General features: G+C 47.3%; 24 protein-coding genes and 1 pseudogene. 11 read left to right on the top strand and 14 right to left on the bottom strand.

The window, feature by feature from the left end; genetic code table 11:
* Window positions 1-2: 2 nt before the first annotated feature.
* The 4 genes from OA57_RS09170 to focA all read right to left on the bottom strand — a co-directional run bounded on the left by OA57_RS09170 (window position 3) and on the right by focA (window position 5,174).
* Entirely contained in the window at window positions 3-935 is a 933-nt protein-coding gene (locus tag OA57_RS09170) for an aminoimidazole riboside kinase (protein ID WP_034616703.1), read from the bottom strand.
* 160 nt (window positions 936-1,095) lie between these two features.
* Window positions 1,096-1,836 carry a pyruvate formate lyase 1-activating protein gene (pflA, locus tag OA57_RS09165; RefSeq protein WP_034616700.1) on the bottom strand — a complete coding sequence of 247 codons (741 nt, stop codon included), beginning with the start codon at window positions 1,834-1,836 and terminating at the stop codon, window positions 1,096-1,098.
* 120 nt (window positions 1,837-1,956) lie between these two features.
* Window positions 1,957-4,239 (bottom strand): formate C-acetyltransferase, encoded by a 2,283-nt coding sequence (pflB, locus tag OA57_RS09160; protein ID WP_034616697.1) that lies wholly within the window; start codon window positions 4,237-4,239, stop codon window positions 1,957-1,959.
* A gap of 80 nt (window positions 4,240-4,319) precedes the next feature.
* A complete protein-coding gene (gene focA / locus OA57_RS09155) occupies window positions 4,320-5,174 on the bottom strand; it encodes a formate transporter FocA (RefSeq protein ID WP_034616694.1) in 855 nt (284 codons plus the stop codon).
* Between the two features lie 382 nt (window positions 5,175-5,556).
* On the opposite strand from focA, the gene hinT reads away from it, so the two are divergent.
* Genes hinT through rlmC form a run of 5 tightly spaced genes read left to right on the top strand, consistent with a single transcriptional unit; the run spans window position 5,557 to window position 9,368 of the window.
* On the top strand, window positions 5,557-5,907 hold the full coding sequence (gene hinT / locus OA57_RS09150; RefSeq protein ID WP_034616692.1) for a purine nucleoside phosphoramidase: 351 nt from the start codon (window positions 5,557-5,559) through the stop codon (window positions 5,905-5,907).
* A 25-nt stretch (window positions 5,908-5,932) separates the two neighbouring features.
* Window positions 5,933-6,295, top strand: coding sequence for a YcfL family protein (locus tag OA57_RS09145; protein WP_034616689.1), 363 nt, complete (start codon window positions 5,933-5,935; stop codon window positions 6,293-6,295).
* Between the two features lie 4 nt (window positions 6,296-6,299).
* Complete coding sequence (locus tag OA57_RS09140; protein ID WP_034616686.1) at window positions 6,300-7,124, top strand: phosphotransferase; 825 nt, start codon at window positions 6,300-6,302, stop codon at window positions 7,122-7,124.
* Window positions 7,124-8,161, top strand: coding sequence for a beta-N-acetylhexosaminidase (gene nagZ / locus OA57_RS09135; RefSeq protein WP_034616683.1), 1,038 nt, complete (start codon window positions 7,124-7,126; stop codon window positions 8,159-8,161). Before OA57_RS09140 ends, nagZ begins: the two co-directional genes overlap by 1 nt.
* Window positions 8,154-9,368 carry a 23S rRNA (uracil(747)-C(5))-methyltransferase RlmC gene (rlmC, locus tag OA57_RS09130; protein WP_034616679.1) on the top strand — a complete coding sequence of 405 codons (1,215 nt, stop codon included), beginning with the start codon at window positions 8,154-8,156 and terminating at the stop codon, window positions 9,366-9,368. The genes nagZ and rlmC overlap by 8 nt, the downstream gene beginning before the upstream one ends.
* A gap of 432 nt (window positions 9,369-9,800) precedes the next feature.
* Here rlmC and OA57_RS12975 read toward each other — a convergent pair.
* The 3 genes and pseudogenes from OA57_RS12975 to OA57_RS09115 form a co-directional block, all read right to left on the bottom strand.
* A pseudogene (locus tag OA57_RS12975) lies at window positions 9,801-9,899 on the bottom strand (hemagglutinin); the annotation flags it as partial.
* Between the two features lie 183 nt (window positions 9,900-10,082).
* Complete coding sequence (locus tag OA57_RS09120; protein WP_034616673.1) at window positions 10,083-10,610, bottom strand: methylated-DNA--[protein]-cysteine S-methyltransferase; 528 nt, start codon at window positions 10,608-10,610, stop codon at window positions 10,083-10,085.
* 80 nt (window positions 10,611-10,690) lie between these two features.
* Window positions 10,691-11,998 carry a porin gene (locus tag OA57_RS09115; RefSeq protein ID WP_034616669.1) on the bottom strand — a complete coding sequence of 436 codons (1,308 nt, stop codon included), beginning with the start codon at window positions 11,996-11,998 and terminating at the stop codon, window positions 10,691-10,693.
* A 221-nt stretch (window positions 11,999-12,219) separates the two neighbouring features.
* Between OA57_RS09115 and OA57_RS09110 the strand changes: the two genes are divergently transcribed.
* The gene (locus OA57_RS09110; RefSeq protein ID WP_034616666.1) at window positions 12,220-12,513 is read left to right on the top strand and encodes a YfcZ/YiiS family protein; all 294 of its coding nucleotides are present in this window, start codon (window positions 12,220-12,222) and stop codon (window positions 12,511-12,513) included.
* Window positions 12,514-12,622: 109 nt separating this feature from the next.
* Here OA57_RS09110 and OA57_RS09105 read toward each other — a convergent pair whose 3' ends face one another.
* Genes OA57_RS09105 through OA57_RS09085 form a run of 5 tightly spaced genes read right to left on the bottom strand, consistent with a single transcriptional unit; the run spans window position 12,623 to window position 18,090 of the window.
* The gene (locus tag OA57_RS09105) at window positions 12,623-13,459 is read right to left on the bottom strand and encodes a peptide ABC transporter ATP-binding protein (RefSeq protein WP_034616663.1); all 837 of its coding nucleotides are present in this window, start codon (window positions 13,457-13,459) and stop codon (window positions 12,623-12,625) included.
* A gap of 3 nt (window positions 13,460-13,462) precedes the next feature.
* Window positions 13,463-14,518, bottom strand: coding sequence for a peptide ABC transporter ATP-binding protein (locus OA57_RS09100; RefSeq protein ID WP_034616660.1), 1,056 nt, complete (start codon window positions 14,516-14,518; stop codon window positions 13,463-13,465).
* A gap of 11 nt (window positions 14,519-14,529) precedes the next feature.
* Window positions 14,530-15,423 (bottom strand): ABC transporter permease subunit, encoded by an 894-nt coding sequence (locus tag OA57_RS09095; RefSeq protein WP_034616657.1) that lies wholly within the window; start codon window positions 15,421-15,423, stop codon window positions 14,530-14,532.
* Entirely contained in the window at window positions 15,413-16,378 is a 966-nt protein-coding gene (locus OA57_RS09090; protein ID WP_034616654.1) for an ABC transporter permease, read from the bottom strand. Before OA57_RS09090 ends, OA57_RS09095 begins: the two co-directional genes overlap by 11 nt.
* A gap of 2 nt (window positions 16,379-16,380) precedes the next feature.
* On the bottom strand, window positions 16,381-18,090 hold the full coding sequence (locus OA57_RS09085) for an ABC transporter substrate-binding protein (RefSeq protein WP_152596743.1): 1,710 nt from the start codon (window positions 18,088-18,090) through the stop codon (window positions 16,381-16,383).
* Window positions 18,091-18,228: 138 nt separating this feature from the next.
* Here OA57_RS09085 and pspB point away from each other — a divergent pair, with 138 nt between their 5' ends.
* From pspB to OA57_RS09065, 4 genes are read left to right on the top strand one after another with little or no spacing between them, the layout of a single operon-like run.
* Window positions 18,229-18,465 (top strand): envelope stress response membrane protein PspB, encoded by a 237-nt coding sequence (pspB, locus tag OA57_RS09080; RefSeq protein WP_034616652.1) that lies wholly within the window; start codon window positions 18,229-18,231, stop codon window positions 18,463-18,465.
* 10 nt (window positions 18,466-18,475) lie between these two features.
* The gene (pspC, locus tag OA57_RS09075) at window positions 18,476-18,850 is read left to right on the top strand and encodes an envelope stress response membrane protein PspC (protein WP_034616650.1); all 375 of its coding nucleotides are present in this window, start codon (window positions 18,476-18,478) and stop codon (window positions 18,848-18,850) included.
* 11 nt (window positions 18,851-18,861) lie between these two features.
* Entirely contained in the window at window positions 18,862-20,283 is a 1,422-nt protein-coding gene (locus tag OA57_RS09070) for a YcjX family GTP-binding protein (protein ID WP_034616648.1), read from the top strand.
* 15 nt (window positions 20,284-20,298) lie between these two features.
* Window positions 20,299-21,393: a TIGR01620 family protein gene (locus OA57_RS09065; protein WP_052122459.1), complete on the top strand. Its 1,095-nt coding sequence runs from the start codon at window positions 20,299-20,301 to the stop codon at window positions 21,391-21,393.
* 67 nt (window positions 21,394-21,460) lie between these two features.
* Here OA57_RS09065 and metC read toward each other — a convergent pair whose 3' ends face one another.
* The gene (metC, locus tag OA57_RS09060; protein WP_034616644.1) at window positions 21,461-22,663 is read right to left on the bottom strand and encodes a cystathionine beta-lyase; all 1,203 of its coding nucleotides are present in this window, start codon (window positions 22,661-22,663) and stop codon (window positions 21,461-21,463) included.
* Between the two features lie 290 nt (window positions 22,664-22,953).
* Between metC and OA57_RS09055 the strand changes: the two genes are divergently transcribed.
* Window positions 22,954-23,556 carry a peroxiredoxin C gene (locus OA57_RS09055; protein ID WP_034616641.1) on the top strand — a complete coding sequence of 201 codons (603 nt, stop codon included), beginning with the start codon at window positions 22,954-22,956 and terminating at the stop codon, window positions 23,554-23,556.
* An 80-nt stretch (window positions 23,557-23,636) separates the two neighbouring features.
* Here the strand turns inward: OA57_RS09055 and bioB are convergent, their stop codons facing one another.
* On the bottom strand, window positions 23,637-24,647 hold the full coding sequence (gene bioB / locus OA57_RS09050; RefSeq protein ID WP_034616639.1) for a biotin synthase BioB: 1,011 nt from the start codon (window positions 24,645-24,647) through the stop codon (window positions 23,637-23,639).
* Window positions 24,648-24,685: the final 38 nt, after the last annotated feature.

Raw genomic sequence — 24,685 nt, 5'->3', positions numbered from 1 at the left:
GGTTAACGTTGTTGTAAATAGTGCTCCAGCTGCGTTTGATCGGGTAGTGCCGCCATCGCGCCTTTCGCAGTGGTGGCGAGTGCGCCGCAAGCGTTTGCCTGCCGGATAATCGGGATTAATTTGTCCCATTGCCGCCAGTTCTCAGTCTGTGACAATCCGGCCAGTAAGCCGCCGACAAACGCATCGCCTGCGCCGGTGGTGTCTAGCGACCGCACGGCTTTGCCGCTGATCAATTGCTGATCACCGTTCAGGTGTACTAAAGCCCCGTCTTTGCCTAAGGTGACGATAATCAGTTTTTCGGGATAGTAGTCGCTCATGGTTTTCAGCGCCTGTGCTAACGTTTCGGTTTCCGTCAGCAGGGTTAATTCTTCATGCGAGAATTTCAGTACGTCGGCAAGTTCGACTGCCTGCATCACCGTCATACGCATAATTTCCACGTTTTCCCATAAGGATTCGCGCAGGTTGGGATCAAATGACACCATGCCGCCGATTTGTTTGATTTGTTGCATGGCGCTCAGTGTCGCTTGTTGCGACGGGTTGTTTAATAACGCGATAGAGCAGCAGTGTAGCCATTCGCCGCGATTGAATTGCGGCACATCATCGGTTTGTAGAAATTGATCCGCACTCGGATTGACCATAAAGGTGAAACTGCGTTCGCCGTGCTCGCTTAAATCGACAATCACAGTGGACGTGCGGTGTTGCGGATCAAGCAGCATAAATTCGGTATTGACATTCTCACGGTTAAGCGTGGTTTTCATAAACCGACCTAGCGGATCGTCGCCGACCCGACCGATAAAGGCACTTCTGCCGCCCAAGCGGGCAATTGCGACGGCAACATTGGCCGGTGCGCCGCCGGCCGCTTTTAAATAGTGGTGTTCGCCGTCAGGAATTAAATCCACAACCGCATCGCCTAATACCCACACTTTTTGTCTCATACCGTTTCCTTTTTTTACTTAGCGGAATTATTGATCGAAATTTTAGCTAAAACGGTTTAGTCTGGCAATCAAAGTGCGGTTTAGGCTGGTCAAACTGTGATCGGGATCTAAAAAACGACAATATTGCCGGACAAATTTATCGTTTTTTGATATGGAAAAATTAGTAGATCACGTTGCTGTGATATTTGGAGAGTATCGCTTGGATATGATCCATTTTTTCTTTGTTCGGCGGCATCACATCTTCCAGTTCATATTTTTCGCCCATCGCCTCCCATTTGTGTTGCCCCAAACGGTGATAAGGCAATAGTTCGATTTTTTCGATATTCTGCATGTCTTTGATAAATTCGCCCAACAGCGTAACCGAATGGTCGTCATCGGTATAACCGGGGACGACGACATAGCGAATCCAAGTGCGTTGATTGCGTTTTTGCAGATAGCGTGCAAATTCGAGCGTCCGCTTATTCGGCACCCCAATCAGATTGTGATGAATGGTATCGTCAAGCTGTTTTAAATCCAGCAGCACTAAATCCGTTACGTCCAGTAGCTCATCAATCACTTCGTCATAGCGGCGTACAAAACCGTTGGTATCCAAACAGGTGTGAATGCCTTGTTCTTTACAAGCACGAAACCAATCACGCACAAATTCCGCCTGTAAAATCGCTTCCCCACCGGACGCCGTGACGCCGCCGCCGGAGGCATTCATAAAATGACGATAGGTCACCACTTCTTTCATCAGCTCGTCCACGGTAATTTCTTTGCCGCCGTCCAGATCCCAAGTATCACGGTTGTGGCAGTATTTACAGCGCATCAGACAGCCTTGTAAAAACAGAATAAAACGGATTCCCGGCCCGTCCACCGTGCCACAGGATTCGAAAGAGTGAATTCGTGCTTTGATCGTCATAAAAATCCAACAAATTAGAGTAAAAGTGCGGTTAATTTTACCCGAAACAACCGCACTTTGCGATAAAAATAAAGCCTCTTGCTTGGAGGCAAGAGGCTTGGATAACGGATTAAACCAGGATTACATGGTTTGTGTAAAGGTACGGGTAATCACGTCTTTTTGCTGTTCTTTGGTCAGCGAGTTGAAACGCACCGCATAACCGGAAACACGGATCGTCAATTGCGGATATTTATCCGGATTTTCCATTGCGTCCAACAACATTTCGCGGTTCATGACATTGACGTTTAAGTGTTGACCGCCTTCGATGGTGGCTTCATGGTGGAAATAGCCGTCCATTAAGCCCGCCAGATTGCGTTTTTGTGCTTCATAATCTTTACCCAGTGCGTTCGGTACGATTGAGAAAGTATAAGAAATACCGTCTTTGGCGTAGGCAAACGGCAGCTTGGCAACCGAAGTCAATGACGCAACCGCACCTTTTTGGTCACGACCGTGCATTGGGTTCGCACCCGGTCCGAACGGCGCACCGGCACGACGGCCGTCAGGGGTATTACCGGTTTTTTTGCCGTAAACCACGTTGGAAGTGATGGTCAATACCGATTGGGTCGGAACCGCATTACGGTAGGTTTTCAGTTTTTGAATTTTCTTCATGAAACGTTCAACCAGATCACAGGCAATATCGTCTACACGGCTGTCGTTGTTACCGAACTGAGGATATTCGCCTTCGATTTCGAAGTCAACGGCAATACCGTCTTCATCACGAATCGGTTTTACTTTGGCATATTTGATGGCGGACAATGAGTCGGCAGCCACAGACAAGCCTGCGATACCGCAAGCCATCGTGCGGTAAACGTCACGATCATGCAACGCCATCAGCGATGCTTCGTAGCTGTATTTGTCGTGCATATAGTGAATGATGTTCAGGGAGGTGACATATTGCACTGCCAGCCAGTCCATAAAATTGTCCAAACGCGCCATGACATCATCGTATTCCAATACATCGGCGGTGATCGGCTCGGATTTAGGGCCGACCTGCATTTTCAGTTTTTCATCGATACCGCCGTTGATGGCATACAACATGGTTTTTGCCAGGTTGGCACGGGCGCCGAAGAACTGCATTTGTTTGCCGACGATCATCGGGCTGACGCAACAGGCGATGGCGTAGTCATCGTTATTGAAATCCGGACGCATTAAATCATCGTTTTCGTATTGAACCGATGAGGTGTCGATAGATACTTTGGCGCAATAACGTTTGAAACCGTCAGGCAACTGTTCGGACCAGAGAATCGTCATATTCGGTTCCGGTGACGGCCCCATGGTGTACAGTGTATTCAGGAAACGGAAGCTGTTTTTGGTAACCAATGTGCGGCCGTCCAGCCCCATACCGGCCAATGATTCGGTTGCCCAAATCGGGTCGCCGGAGAACAATTGATCGTATTCAGGTGTGCGTAGGAAACGTACCATACGCAGTTTCATCACTAAATGGTCGATTAATTCTTGTGCGTCTTCTTCGGTAATTTTACCGGCTTTCAGATCACGTTCGATATAAATATCCAAGAATGAAGAGACACGACCAAAAGACATTGCCGCACCGTTTTGGGATTTTACCGCCGCCAAATAAGCGAAATAAGTCCATTGTACCGCTTCACGGGCGTTGGTTGCCGGGCCGGAAATATCATAGCCGTAAGAGGCGGCCATTTGCTTGATTTGACCCAAAGCACGGTGCTGTTCGGCGATTTCTTCACGCAATTGAATGGTCATTTCCAAATCTTCGCCACTTTCTAAACGGGCTTGCAATGAACCGAATTGCTTGAATTTATCCGCCATCAGGAAGTCAATACCGTACAGCGCAACACGGCGATAGTCACCGATGATACGGCCACGGCCGTAAGCATCCGGCAGACCGGTCAGAATACCGGATTTGCGGCAACGAAGAATATCCGGAGTATATACATCGAATACGCCCTGATTGTGGGTTTTACGGTATTCGGTGAAGATTTTTTTCACTTGCGGATCCAGCTGACGACCGTAAACCTGGCAAGAGCCTTCTACCATTTTGATTCCGCCGAACGGAATAATCGCACGTTTCAACGGAGCATCGGTTTGTAAACCGACGATTTTTTCCAAATCTTGTTGGATATAACCGGCAGGGTGGGAGGTAATGGTAGACGGTAAATCGGTGTCGAAATCCAATGGTTCGTGAGTGCGGTTTTCTTCCTTGATACCTTCCATCACTTTGTCCCAAAGTGCGGTCGTCGCTTTTGTCGCGCCGGCCAGGAACGCTTCATCGCCTTCATACGGGGTGTAGTTTAATTGGATAAAATCACGTACATTGACGTTTTGTTGCCAGTCACCGTCTTTAAAACCGGCCCAGGCTTGTTGTTGAAGTTCAGTTAATTGTGTCATATCAATACATTCCTTATTTTAAACAGAAGTTGAAAAAGGGTGTCGGCAGAACCGCACTTGCTGCCGACCGGATAAAACGATTAATGGTGTTCCCGATTGAGAAACCACTGCATTAAGGCAATGCAAACCGCACCACCCACGATATTCCCCAGCGTCACCGGGATTAAATTCTTAACAATAAAATGCGCTATATCTAAATCGGCATATTGCGCCGCATTCACGCCCAATGCCTGCCAAAATTCAGGACTGCTGTAGTGTGCCGTTACAATACCCATCGGAATCATAAACATATTGGCGACACAGTGCTCAAAGCCGGATGCGACAAACATTGCAATCGGCAGAATGGCGGCCAAGGTTTTGTCGGTTAACGTTTTGCCGGAGTAGGCCATCCACACGGCGATACACACCATAATATTACAAAAAATCCCCAGACTGAACGCTTGAATCCAAGTGTGATGAATTTTGTGCTGGGCGGTATTGAGAATCACCAATCCCCACTGTCCGTTTGCCGTCATGGTTTGCCCGCCGAACCATACTAAGGCGACAATAAACAGGCTGCCGACAAAATTGCCGCCGTATACGACCACCCAGTTTTTCAACATTTGGTAAGTAGTGATCTTTTTTTCGACACGTGCTAAAACGGTCATGGTTGATGAGGTGAACAATTCGTTTCCGCACACAATCACCATGATAATACCAAGCGAAAACACAATTCCGCCGACAAATTTCGCCATGCCCCAGGCAACATCGGCAGCGCCGGTTTGTGTGGTGGCGTAAAACACGAATGCAATGGCAATAAATGCACCGGCGGGGATTGCCGACATAAACGATAAAAACTGATTTTTTCGGGCTTTATAAGCACCGGCATTAATGGCAACCGTGGTAACCTGTGCCGGATTCAGCATATTGGAGGAATGGTTTGTTTCTGCGCTCATGTTTGAATCTTGTCCTCGAAACTAAAAACTTTTTTAAGATTTGTTATTTTTTTTGAGTATTATAATTTTTTGCCGATAGACAAACAAATTATTTTAAAGGCTTGTTTTATGTTATCTCATAAACTGTGATATAGATCAAATTCAGGTGTTGCAAGGCTGTAATAATGTTAATACAAGGTAAAATTTAAGGGGTGTTTTTTAACGAAAAAAGACATAAAAGATCAAATTTTCACTTTTTAGGCGCGAGATCATGCAAGCGGGCGAGATATCATTTACGGTATAGCGAGAGGAAGATTGATGAGGGCGACAACCCACTTGCTAAAACCGATCAACTTCATTATTCTTGCTTCCAGTCCGGCGATGTAAATAAAGGAGAACAGTGATGCCGCAAGAAACGATTTTCAGTAAAATTATCCGTCGTGAAATTCCGGCGGATATTGTATATCAAGACGAGCTGGTGACCGCTTTTCGTGATATCTCACCACAAGCGCCGACCCATATTTTAATTATTCCGAATCGCCTGATTCCGACGGTAAACGATGTTTCGCCGACAGACGAACAGGCGCTTGGGCGCTTGTTTGTGGCGGCGGCAAAAATAGCCAAAGCGCAGGGGATAGACACGGACGGATACCGCTTAATTGTGAACTGTAACCAACATGGCGGCCAAGAGGTTTTCCATTTGCATATGCATTTGCTTGGCGGCAAGCAATTGGGTGCTATGTTGGCAAAATAAATCGGAAACAAGAGAGACAACAGCGATGAAAGGTTTTTTTTCTGTTTTAAGCGTCAGTCTGTTTCTGGCGGCTTGTTCCGGCTCTCCTCCCCGCTATTTGGCGGATAGTCGGCCGATTGTGAATATCGATTCCGCTATTGCGCCGGTGACGGACGTGAATGCCGGTGCGACACGGCTGAGTTTGACCAATTTAAGCCGACAATTATTGACATTGCAATACCGGATTACTTGGTATGATAAAGACGGTGTTACTCAACTTAGTGATTGGTCGCAGCCGCCGCAATGGGCGCAATTGTCACTGCAACCGCAGCAGACGGAACAAATCGGCTTGGAAAAACCGACCGTCAATAGCCTGAATTATCGCATTTATGTTAAAGGAACACGTTGATTTCATGCCGTTATCCCAAATTTTACAGGCCGATTTCTGGCCGTCCGACATCACATCATACCGATTGCTTGACGGGTTGAGCGGCTGCTCTTATTGTGTGGAATTGGCGGGTCAGCGGCGGTTTTTATTGCGTTTGCAACCGCATTATCTGCTGAATTTGGGATCAAACCGGCAATTTGAAGCGGATTTACTGTTCGGTTTGCAACTATTGCCGTTTGTGCCGTCGGTGTTTTATCAAGACGAACATTTTTTAGTACAGCATTGGACTGAAGGCGAATCACCAACGGTGTGGAGTGAACCGCACTTGCTGCGGTTAGCGGATTGTTTACAGCAGTTACACCATTTTTCGGTGTTGCATTCGACCGAAATTAGCCCATTGCCGCAGATTGATCTGATTCAACGTATTTTTTCACTATTACAACAATTGCCGTCGGAACAGCACGGCTGCTGGCTGATGAAGTTAGATCAAATGAAACCGTTTGTTGAAAGCGATATTCAAGTGATTGGCCATCATGATCTACACCTGAACAACCTTATCGTTCAATCCGACGGTGAGTTGAAACTGTTGGACTGGGAGTATGCCGCCTGGTCTGAACCGGCGCTGGAAATAGCGTTCATGCTTGCTAATAATCCGTTGACAGAAGCACAGCAGCGCTATTTTCTGCATCACTATTTGAAGAATAATAAACTGTTGGAAAAAGAGCGCCTGTTTAAGCAATCGGTGGCGCTGTATTTGCCGTGGGTGACTTTATTGAATCGGCTGTGGCTGTGCGTGCGGCAACATCTTTCGTCGGTGCACGGCTTACAACAAAATCAGAAGGAAATTTGATGTCCGCGTTATTGATTGATGTGCAATCTTATGAACTGACGACTGAAGAAGTCGAATTGCTGCAACATCCGCTGGTGGCCGGCGTGATCCTGTTCAGCCGTAATTTTCATGATCGTCGGCAGTTACAGGCGCTGATTCGGTCGCTGCGGCAACGGGTGTCGAAACCGCTCTTGATCACTGTCGATCAGGAAGGCGGCCGCGTACAGCGTTTCCGAGACGGCTTCAGCCGCTTACCTGCCATGCAGGCTTTTGCCGCACTGGAAACCGATCCGCTCAAACAGCAGCAACTGGCGCAAGACGCAGGGTGGCTGATGGCGGCGGAAATGGTGGCACTGGACATTGATTTGAGCTTTGCGCCGGTGCTGGATTTGGGACACCAAAGTAAAGCGATCGGCGATCGCAGTTTCAGTGATGAAGTGCGGTCTGTTTGCCGTTTGGCTGAAGCGTTTATTGACGGTATGGCGCAAATGGGAATGGCGGCAACCGGCAAACATTTTCCGGGACACGGACATGTGATTGCCGATTCTCATTTGGAAACGCCGATTGACGATCGCCCGCAGGAAATAATTTTTCAGCAGGATATTCAACCGTTTGCACACTTGATTCACGCCGGAAAACTACAGGCTGTGATGCCGGCGCACGTGATTTACCGCCAATGCGACAGCCGTCCGGCAAGCGGTTCCGCCTATTGGCTGCAACAGGTTCTACGCCGACAGTTAAACTTTGACGGTGCGATTTTTTCCGATGATTTGGGTATGAAGGGCGCCGGCGTCATGGGCGATTTTGTTGAACGTTGTCAGGCTTCGCTGCAAGCCGGCTGTGATTTATTGCTGCTGTGTAATGAACGGGACGGGGTGATTCAGGTGCTGGATAAGTTGCAACATCAGGCAACAGAGCAGAGCCAAGTGCGGTTAACGCGTTTGTTCAAACGTAAAACCCTGGATTGGCGTGCATTACAGGCAACAAGTCGTTGGTTGGAGAGCAACCGCACTTTGGATTATTTACAGCAACGTTGGTTAGACGTGAAAAATGTCTGATTGCTTATCGTGCGTTTATTACCGACAGCAGCAGTGTACTTCTTGCCAGTGGCTGACGCTGGAGTATGCGCAGCAGTTGAGCCGTAAGCAGCAACATTTGCAACAGCAGCTTGCCGCCGTTGATTTGACTACCGCCGACCGACTGCCGCCGTTTGCTTCTGCGAGCAGCGGTTTTCGCAATAAAGCGAAAATGGTGGTCAGCGGCAGTGTCGAACGCCCGATTCTGGGGATAATCAATGACCCTGACGATCCGCAAAGTGCGGTTGATTTATGTGCTTGTCCGCTTTACCCCGACACTATCCGACACTTATTTCCGCCATTGAAAGATTTTATCGCTCGTGCCGGATTAGTGCCGTATAACCTGTTGAAGCGTAAAGGTGAGTTGAAATATATTTTGCTCACCGAAAGCCGCTACAGCGGTAAAATTATGTTGCGTTTCGTCTTGCGCAGTGACAATAAACGGCCGTTAATTCAACGTGAATTGGCGGGATTGTTACAGCGTTTGCCGCAGTTGGCAGTGGTTTCGCTCAATATTCAGCCGCAACATGCGGCGATTTTGGAAGGCGAGCAGGAAATTTTTCTGACCGAACAACAGGTGCTGGAAGAGCGGTTTAACGGGATTCCGCTATTTATTCGCCCGCAGGGCTTTTTTCAAACCAACCCGTTGGTGGCGACCGCACTTTACCGGCAGGCACAAGATTGGGTGCGGCAGTTACCGATAAGCCGTTTATGGGATCTGTTTTGCGGTGTCGGCGGGTTTGGCTTGCATTGTTTGACCGCGTTAAAACGGCAGAATCCGAATCAAACGCTTAGCTTGACCGGCATTGAAATTTCAGCCTCGGCAATTGCCAGTGCCAATTTGTCGGCAGAGGTATTGGGCTTTAACCGGCAGGAACAGCGCGAGGTTCATTTTCAATCTCTGGATTCGGCAGCGTTTGCCGCAACAGGCGAACAACAGCAGAAACCACAGCTGGTAATCGTTAATCCGCCCCGGCGCGGAATCGGGAAGCCGTTAGCACAATTCTTAAATGATTTTGCCACGCCTTTTATTCTCTATTCCAGCTGTAATGCCGTCAGTATGAGCCGCGATTTGAAGATATTGCGCAATTATCGCATCAGTAAAGTGCGGTTATTCGATATGTTTCCGCATACCTCTCACTACGAAGTGTTGCTGTTGCTGCAATATCAGGCCGACAGCTCAGATTAGTGATACGCTCGACTCATTCTTTGTTCATGCAGTCATTTTTTGGTGTATTATCAATAACCACCGTGATATTTGCCCTTTTCGTATAGGGATCGTTTTTGGCAGTTTGCGTATGCTTATTTTCCAACGCCAGTTTTTCCGGCAAACTCGGCAACTGCACCTCGGACGGGATAGTGCATTGCGCAGTAAAAGGTGAAATATTGACAGTCTTGACATCTTTTGTATAGGGTTGCTGTGCAATGCTGTTTTAGCTCATACACATTGCCAGACTAAAGACCAAGCTGAATGGAACTGTCATGATTTTGGCGTGAAATAACATAAAAAATGAATATAAATAGCGCATATTGTTGCGATTAAAAAAACGAAATATCAGCGTGAAGATATTTCGTTTGTAAATGTGTAATAAGTGAAATAAAAAAGACAGAAAAGTGTTGTTTAAGCCAAATAATTGTGTTTGGCTTGCTTGCTTGCTTGCTTGCTTGCTTGCTTGCTTGCTTGCTTGCTTGCTTGCTTGCTTGCTTGCTTGCTTGCTTGAAATCGATTGACTGTTCATTTTCATTTAATATCGATATAGGTAAAAAGTAATAGCGCATTTTTGGTATTAGAACACTGTTTACTTTAAATTGTCAATAATTGTTTTCTATGGTTGACATTTGTCAAATTTCATTTTATTTCTGCTGAGGTATTTGCTGAACAAGCTTGTCATACTCTTATTTCCTAATAACGAAAATTTTTCGCTTTAACATATTCAATACCGCGATCCAAATAGTCGATTCGCTCTAATTTCAGTAACTGCCGTTTTGCCGGTAGACCGCCGCCAAAGCCGGTGAGTGCTAGGTTTTTACCGAGAATTCTATGGCAGGGAATGATAATGCTGATAGGGTTGCGCCCGACCGCAGCACCGACCGCTCTTAGTGCTTTTGGGTTGTTGATTTTGTTCGCCAATTCGCCGTAGCTGCTGAATTTCCCATAGGACACTTGCCGCAATGCCTGCCAGACTTTCTGCTGAAACTCAGTGCCTTGCGGCGCCAATGGAATGTCGGCAAACGTTTCCGCTTCGCCATTGAAATAACGGGTTAATGCGGCTTTTGTTTTCATGAGTAGGTTATGGTTGTCGTCTTGTTGCCAATCGGCTTGAGCGGGAGATTGCTCTTTTTCAAATTCAACGGCAATTAAGGCGTCATTTTTTGCCAGCAGCAACAACGTGCCGACAGGTGAAGCATAAAAACAGTAAAAAACAGGCATAAATCACCTCGTTGCTTTCGTCTGCTATAATAATCAAGGCGTGGTTTGCACGCCTTGATTATAAGCTTATCCCGTTATAGTTAGAAGCGGTAATTCAGCGCCAAACCGTAAAGATTTGCCGTTGAACTGGCGGTGAAGGTTGCCGGAAGTTTATTCGGCTCCTGCTCTCTAAAGGTATTCTTGCTGGCTTTCAAATGGGTGAATGCAATATCCATCGATAGATTCGGAGTAAATTGATAGGTAGCACCTACGCTATACCAAGTGCGGTCTGCATCCGGAATGGAAATGGAAAAATAGTTTTCCGGAACCGGGGTTTCGTCATAGGCGATCCCGGTGCGCAGAGTCAGTTTATCGTTCACATCGTAACTGACACCCAACGCTATCCGTGAAGCGTCTTTGAATTTTTCAGCTTTGTGGAACAGTGTCTGACCGTCTGAATCGGTGGCCTGCAGCGATTGGAAACGGCTCCAGCGCGTCCATTTATAACTGTAGTGTACGGCAAATTTTCCGGTCAGTTTGTGATAACCCGCCACTTCCCAATAAGACGGTAATTTTAATGTCAATTGCCCCGGAATAACCGCACCGTTAGTGGCCCTCAGATCAACCAATTGTGGAATATTATTAAATACTAACGGCAATTGGTTGGAATAATCGCCTTTAAAATCAATGTCGACGTGGGAGTGATAGGCTACCCCGATACGGTTGTCTTCATTGAATTCGTAAACGACACCGGCATTCCAGCCGTATCCCCACTCTTTGCCTTCCAAACGAGCCGCAGTGGTTGAGTTGCTTAAATTGAGCTGCGGAAAGTTTTGGCTGTTGATGCCCAGATTACGTTCAATTAAGGCATCGGCATAAACCGCATTGAGGCCCAAACCGAAGCTCCAGTTGTCATTGAGTCGGTAAGCGCCGCTCAAATTGAAATTGATGGCGGTCAGATCGGTTTTTCCGGCATAAAAACCGGCATTGTAGCTGTCGGGAAATTCGGTCATCAGCCCGTAGTTAACATTGATTCCGCCGCCGACGGCAACACGATCATTGAGCGGATGAATATAATAAATATTCGGAATAATTGCATTAGGTGCGATATTTTTCTGATCGGCATTGACATCGCCGCGTGGGGTGTGAATCGTGCCTTTCAAGTTAACATCGGGATCGATATAAATTGCACCGACGGAGATTTCAGGGCGCTTGAATTGTGTCATTAATGCAGGATTGACCGCAACAACCGAGGCGTTTTCAGCAATGGCGGCGTCACCGGCGTAAGCACGCCCTAATCCTGAGGTGGAGACTTCAACCAATTGGAAAGCGGCGGCGGAAGCATAACCGCCGGACAGAGTAAATGTGGCGGCGAGTAAGGTTTTGCTGATATGGTTAAGTTTAAACATACTGGGATCCATTAAAAAGTCATTAAATATTGATGGGTTATAAAAATGTTAAGAATTCTAATCAATCCTTATCTTGAGCGCAAATGTTTTCCTTTATTTATGTGATATTAACGCATATTTATTACTTTTTATCTGTCGATAATAGTGGTGCAGGCAGTCATTTGCTTTTTTATGTGTTAAAATAACCACACAATTTTTTTTATTATATTTGGAGAAAAACCATGGCTACAGAACAAAAATGCAAAGCGGAAGAGAGTAAAGTATGCTGCTGTGTTGATGTCGGCACGATTATTGACAATGAAGATTGCAGTGTGCAATTTGAACAGGTTTATGCCAGCGAGGCTTTGGCACAGGAAGCGTTACAGTATCTGACCGCTAAAGCGCGTGCGGCGGAAAGTGATCCGGCTAAAATCGAGAGCAGTATTTCTGCGGTTGACGGCGGCTATTTGCTGAAAGCGGATTTTGAATTCAGCTGTCAGGCGGAAAGCATGATTTTCCAGCTTTCAACACGATAGTCAAAGCCGGATAATTCATGAAGCAGGGCGGTGATAAGGTGCCGCCCATTCACAAAGTGCGGTATCCGCTTTAATCGCAAGCGTATGCTTCGGGCATTGAAATCCGCCTTTATTTTTCCTCAAAATCCGCTTCCCAAGCGGTATCGTCCAGACTGTGTCCGAAATGGCTTTCAATCAGGCGGCGGGTAAAATCGTTGTGCGGCGCGGTTAAAATTTCTCGTGTCGTTCCGTATTCCACCATATGCCCTTCATTCATTACCAGCGTATAATCCGAAATATGTTTAATGATGCCGACATGCTGTCCCAGATAGATATAAGACAAGCCCAACTGTTTTTGCAAATCAAGCAACAGATTGATCAGCTGGGTTTTGACCGAAGTGTCCATGGAGGCAAGGGCATTATCGAGAAGCAAAATTTCCGGCTCTAGAATGACCGCTCTTGCCAATGCAACCCGCTGTTTTTGGCTTTGCGACAAGGTATAAATCGGAATACCGGCGTGATCGGCATATAACCCGACCAGACGCAGGGTTTGATAAATTTTCTTATTGCGTTGCGCTTCGTCCCAATTGGTGGTCAGCCGCAGCGGTGTATCTAAAATCTGTCCGATGTTCAAGTGCGGTATCAGGCTGCTGTCGGGATCCTGAAACACCATGCGAATATGGCGGCAGCGCGATTGGTAATCGCCGAATTGCAATTCACGCCCTTTAAACCATATTTTTCCTTTACTGGGCTTGATGATACCGCCGATCATTTTTGCCAGCGTGGATTTGCCCGAACCGTTTGCTCCGACTATCGCCAATGTTGTGCCTTTTTCCAGACTGAAACTGATGTCGGTTACCGCAGAGAAATAACCGGATCGCCAAAAGCTGTTGTGATCACGGAAAACTTTGCCGAGATCTTCCACCATTAATAACGAATGATTAGTAATATGAGGTTGAGTTGCCATAATTTAATCGTCACTTATATCGGTCTTGATGGTCAGGGGCGTGAAGGCGGCCGGTGTGTGAATATGCCCGTGTTCGCGAATATTTAACGGAAAATGGCAGGCAAATTCATGTTGTTTGATTTTTTTTAGTAACGGTTTCTGCACGCATTTTTTTTGTGCGAAAGAGCAACGCGGCCCTAATCGGCAGCCGACAGGCAAATTGTTTAACAGCGGCACACTGCCCCTTAGCGTATTGAGTCGGCTTTTTAGCGGTAACGGCTGGCTGAAATCCGGAATGGAATTCAACAGTGAAACGGTATAAGGGTGGTGCGGTTTTTCTAAAATCGCTTGCTTGGGTGCGCTTTCTACGGTTTGTCCGCAATACAGGATCGTGAATTGGTCGCACCATTCACTGATCGTTTTGATGTCGTTACTGGTCAACAAAATTGTGGTATTCAGGTTTTGATTCATGCTGGCCAGCAGTTTGAAGACTTGTAATTGGGTGGTAGCTTCCAGAGCATGTGTCGGTTCGTCGGCGACCAACAAACGGGGTTGGTTGATCACCGCCATGGCGACCATGACTTTTTGCGCCTCGCCTTCGGTTATTTCAAACGGATAGCTGTGCATAATGTCGCGATGATCTTTAATGCCGATGCGGTGCAGCAATTCAATAACCCGTCTTTTTTTCCAGCCGAACCACTTCCACCATTGCCCTTTGTAAGAAAAAGCTGGAATAGCGTTGATCAGTTGTTTGCCGATTTTGCGGCTGGGATCCAAGCAGGAAAGCGGATCTTGGAACACCATGGCAATCTCTTTTCCGACCAGTTTGCGCCGTTTGGCCGGATTGAGTTTCAGTAATTCGACATCATTGAAACGGAAGCGATCCGCCGTAATTTTCCATGACGGTTTGGCGGAATTACAGATAATTTTGGCAACCAGGCTTTTTCCCGACCCGGATTCACCGACCAGCCCGCAGACTTCGCCTTCATTCACGGTCAGGTTCATGTTGTCGATCATTTTGACTTTGCCCTGAGGGGTGTTGACTTCAACGGTCAGATTGCGGATATCCAGTAGCGCCATATGTTTTCCTGCTATATTTTGCGAAAATATCGTTCAACGGCTTTTGCCAATCCGTCACTAAACAGTAATACCACTAAAATCACCAGCATAAGGATCAATCCGGGCAGTACCGATAACCATGGTGCCAGATAAATCAGGTCGATATATTCCCGAATCAGTGCGCCCCATTCCGGCTGTGGCGGTTGTGCGCCCAAGGCAATAAAACTCAATGCACTGATGTCGAGAATTGCAAGTGTAAAAATCCGGCTGGTTAAACGGATAAAAACCGGGATTAAATTCGGTAACATGACTTTGTTGATCAGATACCTCCGTGAAGCACCGTCGAGACGTAACATTAACACATATTCTTTATGAATTTCGCTTTGTAGCGCCAGATAGACTTGGTGAATAAAATACGGCAGCGACGCCAATAAAATCGCCAAAATGGCATTCAGCAGGCTTGGCTGCATCAGTGTGGCGATAATAATCGCCAGCAGCAGGATCGGAATCGATAAAAAGGCGTCCAGAAAGTGGCCGAGAATATTGGATTTAATGCCTTGGCTGGTGCCGGCGATAATGCCCAGAAGACCGCCGATGAGTAACGTCAGTAAGGCAACGATCAAGGCGCCGCCGAAAGTATAGCGCAGGCCGATAATCAATCGGCTGAGTAAATCACGCCCCAGATCATCGGTACCGAAGAAGAATGCGATTTGCCCCTGATTTCCCCATGATGGCGGTAATAATTCCTGCCCGACAAACTGTATATTGTTGCCGTAAGGCGACAGCAACGGTGCAAACAGCATCAGCATCAACAAAAGCAGCAGCAGATAGCCGCACAGCAATGCCGGCTTGTTACGTCGGAAAAGCTGCCAAATTTCCTGTAGTGGCGATGTGAAACGGAACTCATCAGGCTCTTTATCTAACATACCAACCCTTACGATTAAACGGATCCGAAATAAACATGAAAAACCCGCTGACAATATTAATCAAAATAATCACCAGCCCGATGATCATCATGCCGGCGGAAATGGCATTATAATCTTGCTGTTCCACCGCATTAATCAGCCATTGACCGATTCCCGGCCAACTGAAGATATTTTCGATCAGCATACACATCGCCAACAGCATAGTGAAGCTGCGGGTCAACTGCGGAATGAGCGGCGGCAGAGTATTTCTGATCAGAATGATACGGGCGATTTTGGGCTTCGACCAACTGCGTGTTTCAGCGACTTTGACGTAATTCTCGCTTAATACTTTTTCGGCACGGTTTTGGGTCAACTGAATGGTTTCCATTAATGGGGCTATCATCAATACCAATACCGGCAATGCCAAATGCTGAAATACATTCTGAATGATTTTTAATTGATAGCTTTGATTGCCGAACCAGACGTCAATGGCGGCAAAGCCGGTGACCGGTTCAATCCGGTATAACGGATAGTATTGCCCGATTGCGGAAATTTCCCATTGATAGATTGCCGCAAAGTACAATACTATCGGTGCAATCCAGAAAATAGGCAGCGAAATGCCGAATGAGGCGCCGAAACGAATGGTTTTCCCCGGCCATTGTTTGGCATAAAATGCGCCGAGAAAGCCCAGCGGCAAACCAAACAAAACGGCAAAAAATAGGGCGAAAACACACAGTTCTATGGTTGCCGGCAAGACGGCCAGAATTTGATCCAATAACGGCTGTCCGTCAAGATAGCTGATACCGAAATCACCGTGTAGCAAGCGCTGTACATAAGGTAAATAGCCGGAGTAAAAGTGCGGTTTGGCCAAAATCGTATTTAGCGGATCGCGCATCAGAATATGATAACTGATTAACGACAGAATGATCAGTGTGATCAAGGTCAACAGGCTGCGGCGAATCAAAAACAGTAGCATATCTATTTCCCCCCCTGCTGTAGTTTCAGCTCGGTGAAATGAATCGTTCCCAACGGAGAGAGTGCAACATTTTGTACGCGCTTATTGTAAATCATAATGCGTTTGACACTGGCAATCGGAATCAGTGGTACTTGATTGAGCGCATATTGCTGGGCGATATCGTAATCCAGCGCACGGGATAACTGCATGGAAGTCCGCAATGCACGATCCATTACCTGATCAAATTCGGGATAACACCAGTTGGCAATATTGGTATGGGCATTATTGGTATGACAGCTGAGAATCGGGCGCAGGAAACCGTCGGGATCGAGACTGCCGGCGAGCCAACCGCCGAGAATCAGATGATAATCGTCCTGCCCCGACAGTAATAAGTGTTCCAGCTCGCTGCGTTGCAGGTATTTCATTTTGACATTCACGCCGGCTTGAGCCAAATCAAAACGGATCATCTCCGCCATTTTCACCGGATTGGGGTTATACACTTGATTATCGGTCAACACCCAAAAGTTAAGCGTCAGGTTTTTATCCTGCAAAAAGGCGTTGGCGGCTTGCGGCTGATAGCGGTAAGCGAACGAGCGCATATTGAATTGTGACGCCCAAGAGCTTTTCGGAATAATCGTATTGGCGACTTCGGCAGTATCAAAATAGATTTGTTTGACAATCCGCTCACGATTAATCGCCTGTGCGACGGCTCTGCGTAATACCGGATTTTGTACTGTCGTTTGGTTCATATTAAATGCCAGAAACGACAAGTTCATGCCGTCGACCGAGGCGGCGCCGAACCGCACTTTGTCGCGCAGCAGATTATCGACCTGACCGGCTTCGGGGAATGCCATAATATCGCATTCTTGATTCATCATTTTTTCCAGTCGGCCGGAACGGCTGCTGGACAGATCGATCACAATATGTTTGATATGGCTTTTTTTGCCCCAATAGGTATCGTTGCGCAACAAACGGATATATTGGTTGCGGAAATAGTCGCTGATTTTATAAGCGCCGGTACCGATCGGCAACGTATCCAATTGGGCGATATTGTCATCGGCACTGAGCTGCAAGGCATATTCTTGTGACAGAATGACTGCATATTGACTGGCGAGATGATCCAGAATCGATGAGTCCGGTGCATTCAGCTCAATTTTTACTTGATACGGCGAGACGGCGCTGACATTGGCGATTTTACTGTTGAAATCAATACTGTCAAAATAAGGATAGCGGTTTTGCCGTGCCAAATCATAATAAATTTGATATTGCGGATTATAACGGCGATTCGGTTGCTCCTGTTCCGGCGTAGGATAAGAATGCAATCTTCCCAACACACGGTTAAGCGAAAAGACCACATCATCAGCGTTCAGATCACGGCTGGGGGTGAACCAAGCAGTATGATGGAATGCCACGCCTTTGCGCAGATTGATCAGAATCGTTTTGCGATCGCGGGAAATGGTATAGCCGGTGGCGAGCGACGGCATGATTTTCTTACTTTTGTCATTTTTTATGTCAAACAGCTTGTTATAGATCTGTTCCGTCACCACATTCATACTGGTGCCGACATCAACCGTTTGCGGATTAAACGAGAAGGCGGTAGAGTGAGTGCAGTAAATCAACCCGTTATCCGTCAGCTCGTCGGGAATGCGTGGTGCAGCAAACAGGCTCTGCGGTAGCGTGAGCAAGAGCATGGAGGCGAAAACGGAAAACAGGGTTTTGTTAAATAACGGCATCGCTTAATATCAGCTTAATAATCTATCGCTAAATTGTAGTTTATCTGGCAGGAGAATGCTATTTTCTTTCCGTACTTTGTTGCTCGGACGGCATAACGGGCGAATTAAGCCGAATTTTATCCGCTAAGGAGAATCATCATGTTTTGGTATATTATTTTATTGTCAATCTCAGCTTTTATTTTTTGCTTATTGGTACTGCCGTTTTGGTTATACATGCATTATAAAAGCAAACGGCAGATAGGGGAGGGGCTCAGCCCGGAGGATAAAACCAAAATTCAGCAGCTGAATGAACAGGCAAACCGCTTACGTCAGCGGGTCGAACAACTGGAAGCGTTGCTTGATTATCGGCAACCGAATTGGCGCAAGCCGCAGTAAGGGGGGAAATATGATTTATCGTTATCCGCAACAGGGCATGATTGCCGGCGTGTGTGTCGGGCTGGCAAAAGCGAGTGGTCTGGAAACGTGGGTGGTACGGCTGATTGCCGTTCTGCTGTTTTTGTTCGGCGGCTATTTTGTGATATTGATAGCCTATATCGCCGCCGCCATTTTGTTGGATAAGGCAACGGACGGTTTTGAGTCTGGAAATAACGATCAAGCGGTTTTCGGACAAATGCCGTTAAAAGAAAAAACCTGGCAGGCCGGGGCAACCGCCAATCAAAAACTGGCGGATATGGAAAGGGAATTTTACAGGCTGACGCAGCGCATCGAACAGCTGGAAAGCTACACTCGTTCGTCGGCATTTAAATGGCAGGACAAATAAAACGGAAAATTATGTTTAATCGTCTTCAACAATCCATCCGCCGCGATGTTAACGACCTGGTTAACCGCGGCTTCGACCGCACTTTGCGTCTGGCCGTGACCGGCTTGAGCCAAAGCGGCAAAACCGCATTTATCACCAGTCTGGTCAACCAGCTATTGCGATTGGATCAGTATGACAACAGCCATTTGCCGCTCTTTGCCGCTGCGCGCAATAAACAGATTTTGGCAGTAAAACGGGTTGAACAGGAAAATTGGAGTATTCCGCGTTTCGATTATGAGACGAATCTGGCGTGTTTGAAGCAGGATCCGCCAAAATGGCCGCAATCCACTTGCGGCGTCGGTGAAATTCGGCTGGCAATCCGCTATCGCCACCGCTCCGGCTTGCTGCGGCACTTAAAAGAAGAAAGCACGCTCTATCTCGATATTTTCGATTATCCCGGCGAATGGCTGCTGGATTTACCCCTGCTGGATATTGATTTCAAACAGTGGTCGCAAAGCCTGCAAAAACTGCATGTCGGCGTTCGCCAACATTTGGCACAAGACTGGCTTTCACAAGTACAGTCGCTGGATTTGAGCGCCAAAGCCGATGAAGAGGTGTTGGCACGCTTGTCGAAAAGCTACACCGATTATCTGTTTGCCTGCAAGGCGCAAGGGCTGCAATTTATTCAGCCCGGACATTTTGTGTTGCCGGGCGAATACGACGGTGCGCCGGTGTTGCAGTTTTTTCCGCTGCTGCATTTAACAGAGCAGCAGTGGCAACAAACGACACAAAAGAGCGGTCGCGACAGTTATTATCAGGTGTTGAACAAACGTTACCAGTATTATCGGGAAAAAATTGTTAAACGCTTTTACGAAACATATTTCAGCAAATTCGACCGTCAGATTATCTTGGCCGATTGCCTGACACCGCTCAATTACAGCCAACAGGCATTCGGCGAAACCAAAGAGAGCTTGCGTCAGTTATTCAAAAATTTTCACTACGGCAACCGCTCTTTGTTTCACCGCCTGTTTTCTCCGCAAATCGACAAGCTGCTGTTTGTCGCCAGCAAGGCGGATCATGTGACCGCCGATCAGCTGCCGAATCTGATCAGCTTGATGCGCCAATTGGTTCAGGAAGGCGGGCAGCATGTCAATTTTGCCGGTGTGGAAAACGAATACAGTGCGATTGCCTCGATTCGTGCCACCAAACCGGTTTTGGTGAACGACGGCGGAAAAACAGTGAAAGCGTTGCAGGGTGTCCGCAGCCATGATAAAAAAATGGTGACGGTATTTCCCGGCAGTGTGCCGACACGCTTGCCGAATGCCAATTTTTGGCAGCATAATCGGTTTGAATTCGATCAATTTGAACCGTTGCCGCTTGATGAAAACGAGCGTATACCGCACTTGCGTATGGATACGGTGTTACAGTTTCTGTTGGCGGATAAATTGAACTAGGGCTGGGTTAAACGGATGACTAAAAAATATTTTGAAGCGCTGCCGCACGGCGCAGAGCCGAACGAAAATAATCAACCAAGCTTGGCGACAAAAAAAGAGTTTTCGGATGTCGAGGTCTTTGCCGATCTTGAGGCGGAAACATCGTTTGAGACGGAACGCCGTTTTGACAATATTGTCCGACCGAAACCGCGTTGGTGGAAAAAAGCGCTGGCGGCAACTGCCGTCTTGTTTTTAACGGCGCTGGTGGCGCAATCGGTTCAATGGATAATCGATAGCTGGCAGCAAAACCAGTGGATCTCGCTTGCCTTTGCGCTGGTTACTTTTTCCATGGTGATGTTGGGGATTTGGACGTTAATCAACGAATTTCGTCGTCTACTGAAATTAAAACGCTTGCTGAATTTACAACAGCAAAGTCAGGATGTACTGATTCAAAGTGCGGTCGGCCTTGACGTGCAGGACGGCGAGCAAGCCCGCCGATTATGTTTGGAGATTGCCGATAATATGGATCTCAATCGGCAGGATCAACGTTTGCAGCGTTGGCAAACACAGTTAAACGAGGCGCATAATGCTCGGGAAGTCAGCTATTTGTTCAGCCAAAATGTCTTGAGCGAGATTGATCAAAAAGCCCGACGATTGGTGAGTAAAAGTGCGGCGGAGGCGGCAATCGTGGTCGGTGTCAGTCCGTTGGCGGTGGTGGATCTGTTTTTTGTGGCATGGCGCAATTTGGCATTAATCAATAAAATCGCAGAGCTTTACGGGATTAAATTGGGCTATTTCAGCCGTATCCGCTTATTGCGCATGGTGCTGATTAATATGGCGTTTGCCGGTGCGACCGAATTGGTGCACGATATCGGCATGGATTGGCTGTCGAAAGATTTGATGGCCAAGCTATCCGCCCGTGCCGCGCAGGGGCTCGGGGTCGGGCTGTTGACCGCCAGATTGGGGATCAAAACCATGGAATTTTGCCGCCCTTTGGTCTTTCAAGCCGATGAAAAACCGAGGTTGAGTATTATTCACCAAGAATTACTGGCAACGGTGAAATCCACCTTTTTTGGTAAAGAAAACACATTCGGCACAACAGAGAATGTGAAAACGCACGAGCCGTTATAACGCAGACTTGGGAGATTGTCGGCAGGCATTGCATTTTGTTAATGTTCGATGCCTGCTTATCTGTGTTTTAAACTGCACTTAAACGCTCAAATCCGGCGGTTAAATCGGCAATCAAATCGTCCACATCTTCGAAACCGATATGCAGCCGAATCAGTGTGCCGTTAAGGCGACGTTCGATATTCGGGCGGATACGGGCTATTTCTGCCGGTTGGTTATACAAGATTAACGATTCGAATCCTCCCCAGGAATAGGCCATTGTAAACAGGTTGAAATGATCGAAAAACGCTTCCAGTTGCTGTTGATTGAGGGTTTGTTTCAACTCAAAGGAGAATAAGCCGCTACTGCCGCTGAAATCACGTTTGAAAAATGTATGACCGGGGCAGTCCGGCAGTGCCGGGTGAAATACCGACCGCACTTCATCGCGCTGTGCCAGCCATTCTGCGATTTTCAGGCTGCTTTCATGGTGCTGTTTCAGACGTACGCCCAGCGTTCTCAATCCTCTGGCGGTCACATAAGCGGTATCTGCGTCCACCATTTGCCCCATCAGATACGAATGCTCTCGTAGTTGATCCCAACAACGGGGATTGGCAACGGCGGTGCCGATCATGGCATCGGAATGCCCGACCAAATATTTAGTGCCGGCCTGAATCGAAATATCAATATCGTGCTGTAGTGCCTTAAACAGCAAGCCGCCGCCCCAAGTGTTATCGATCATAATCACTATTTCCGGGTTGACCGCCCGCACCGCACTGACTATCGTCGCAATATCCGGCACTTCCATCGTCAACGAACTTGGCGACTCTAAAAACAGCACTTTGCTGTTCGGGCGTACCAGTTTGGCAATATCGGCACCGATTAGCGGGTCATAATAAGTGGTTTCAACATTGAATTTGCTCAAGACATGGTTACAAAAATCTTGTGTCGGTTCATAAGCCGCACCGCTCATCAGCAGGTGATCGCCGCTGCCGACAAAGGAAAGAATCGCATTGGTCACCGCTGCCGCACCGCACGGATAGAGCGCACAGCCTGCGCCGCCTTCCAAATCACACATTGCCTCTTGCAGGGCAAAGTGGGTCAGTGTGCCGCGCCGTCCGTAAAATAATGCGCCGTTGGCGCGATTGAGTGTTGCCTGTTTTTTCTCTTGCAGGCTGTTGAAGATTAATGATGAAGCCCGTTGAATGACCGGATTGACACTGTTTTGTGTATAACGAGGGCGGCGACCGGCATGAACCAGACGGGTAGAGGCTTTTAATTTGCTAGAATCAGACATAACCGAGTTTTCCTAATCATAATGTTGTTGGGATTAAGATAATGTTTCTTGCCGATTGAATCAATCTTTAATCGAAACAAGTGATTTTTTATCGGTTATTCCGATTTAATAGGTTTTGTCTATTTCTGAAATAACGTGATATTGCTCACGACTTTTGAATTTTAATTGGGTATACTAGCCACACTAAAACGACAGTTGTTGAGATTTTAAACAAAATAGAATCGGATTGTCGTGCTAGCCGAATTCACCTGACTTTATAGTCATTCATTTAATATTCAAGGAGATATGTTATGGTATTAGTAACTCGTCAAGCCCCTGATTTTACTGCCGCCGCTGTATTGGGCAACGGTGAAATCGTTGATAACTTTAACTTCAAGCGTCATGTTTCCGGCAAACCTGCCGTTGTGTTTTTCTGGCCTTTAGACTTCACTTTTGTTTGTCCGTCCGAGCTGATTGCATTCGATCACCGTTATAAAGAATTTCAAGATCGTGGTGTGGAAGTGGTCGGTATCTCAATCGACTCCCAATATACCCACAATGCATGGCGTAAAACGCCGACCGACAAAGGCGGTATCGGTGAAGTTCAATATGCGATGGTTGCCGATGTCAAACACGATATCGCCAAAGCATATGGTATCGAACATCCGGAAGCCGGCGTTACGTTGCGTGCTTCATTCTTGATCGATAAACACGGTGTCGTTCGTCACCAAGTTGTCAACGATCTGCCGTTAGGCCGCAACATCGATGAAATGTTGCGTATGGTTGATGCGTTGCAATTCCACGAAGAGCACGGTGAAGTTTGCCCGGCGCAGTGGGAAAAAGGTAAAGAAGGTATGAAAGACAACCCTGAAGGGGTTGCCAGCTACCTGAAGAAAAATGCGGATGCGCTGTAATTCTTCGTTTGAAAATAAAAACCATGCCGAAGGGCATGGTTTTTTTATTGGGGCAAATACCTTGCAGGTTATCATTGCCGTTAATCGGCTGCTGTTTTTTTATTGTTTTCCGTTTCAGGCTCTAAATCCAGTTTTGCCATCAGTAACTGATCGCCGTCTTCTTCAGGATTGCCGGTCACCAACAGCTTGTCGCCGTAGAAAATCGAGTTTGCGCCGGCCATAAAACACATTGCCTGCATACTTTCCGACATACCTTGCCGCCCGGCGGAAAGCCGTACATAGCTTGTCGGCATAGTAATGCGGGCAACGGCAATGGTGCGTACGAATTCGGTCCAGTCCAAATCTTCCGCATCCATCAACGGCGTGCCTTCCACTTTGACCAACTGATTAATCGGCACCGATTCGGGCTGGGGATCCAAATTGGCAAGACTGGCGATCAAGCCCGCCCGTTCTTTACGGGTTTCGTTCATGCCGACAATACCGCCGCAGCAGACTTTAAGCCCGGCAGACCGCACTTTGCCCAAGGTATTAATCCGATCATCAAAACGGCGTGTGCCAATCACTTCACTGTAGTGTTCCGGTGCGGTATCCAAATTATGGTTATAGTAATCCAACCCCGCCTCTTTCAGCTGTTCCGCCATGCCGTCCTGCAACAAGCCGAAAGTGCCGCAGGTTTCCATACCCAAGGCTTTTACCGCCTTGACGATTTCGGTGATTTTGGCGACATCTTTCGGTTTTGGTCCCCGCCATGCCGCTCCCATACAAAAACGTCCGGCGCCGCGTGATTTAGCGATTTTGGCTTTTTCGACGATCTCTTCAATTTCCAATAATTGCTGGTTTTGCACGCCGGTTTGATAACGTGCCGATTGCGGGCAATAGCCGCAGTCTTCCGGACAGCCGCCGGTTTTAATCGACAGCAGTGTAGACAGCTGAACGGCTTGAGGATTGAAATGCTCACGGTGGATTTGCGCAGCGCGGTACACCAGTTCTAAAAATGGTGTTTCAAACAAGGCTTCGACTTTGCACACCGACCAATATTCCAAGCTTGGGTGCGGTGTCAGTCGGCTTAATTCAACTTGTTGAATGGTCATACGATTTCCTTTAATCAATTTAAAATCGGGTTATGGTA

It is taken from the genome of Chelonobacter oris, assembly GCF_000772535.1.
Classification (GTDB): domain Bacteria; phylum Pseudomonadota; class Gammaproteobacteria; order Enterobacterales; family Pasteurellaceae; genus Chelonobacter; species Chelonobacter oris.
Note: the sequence above shows the minus strand (reverse complement) of the source record. Positions and strands in the feature narration are given on the sequence as shown.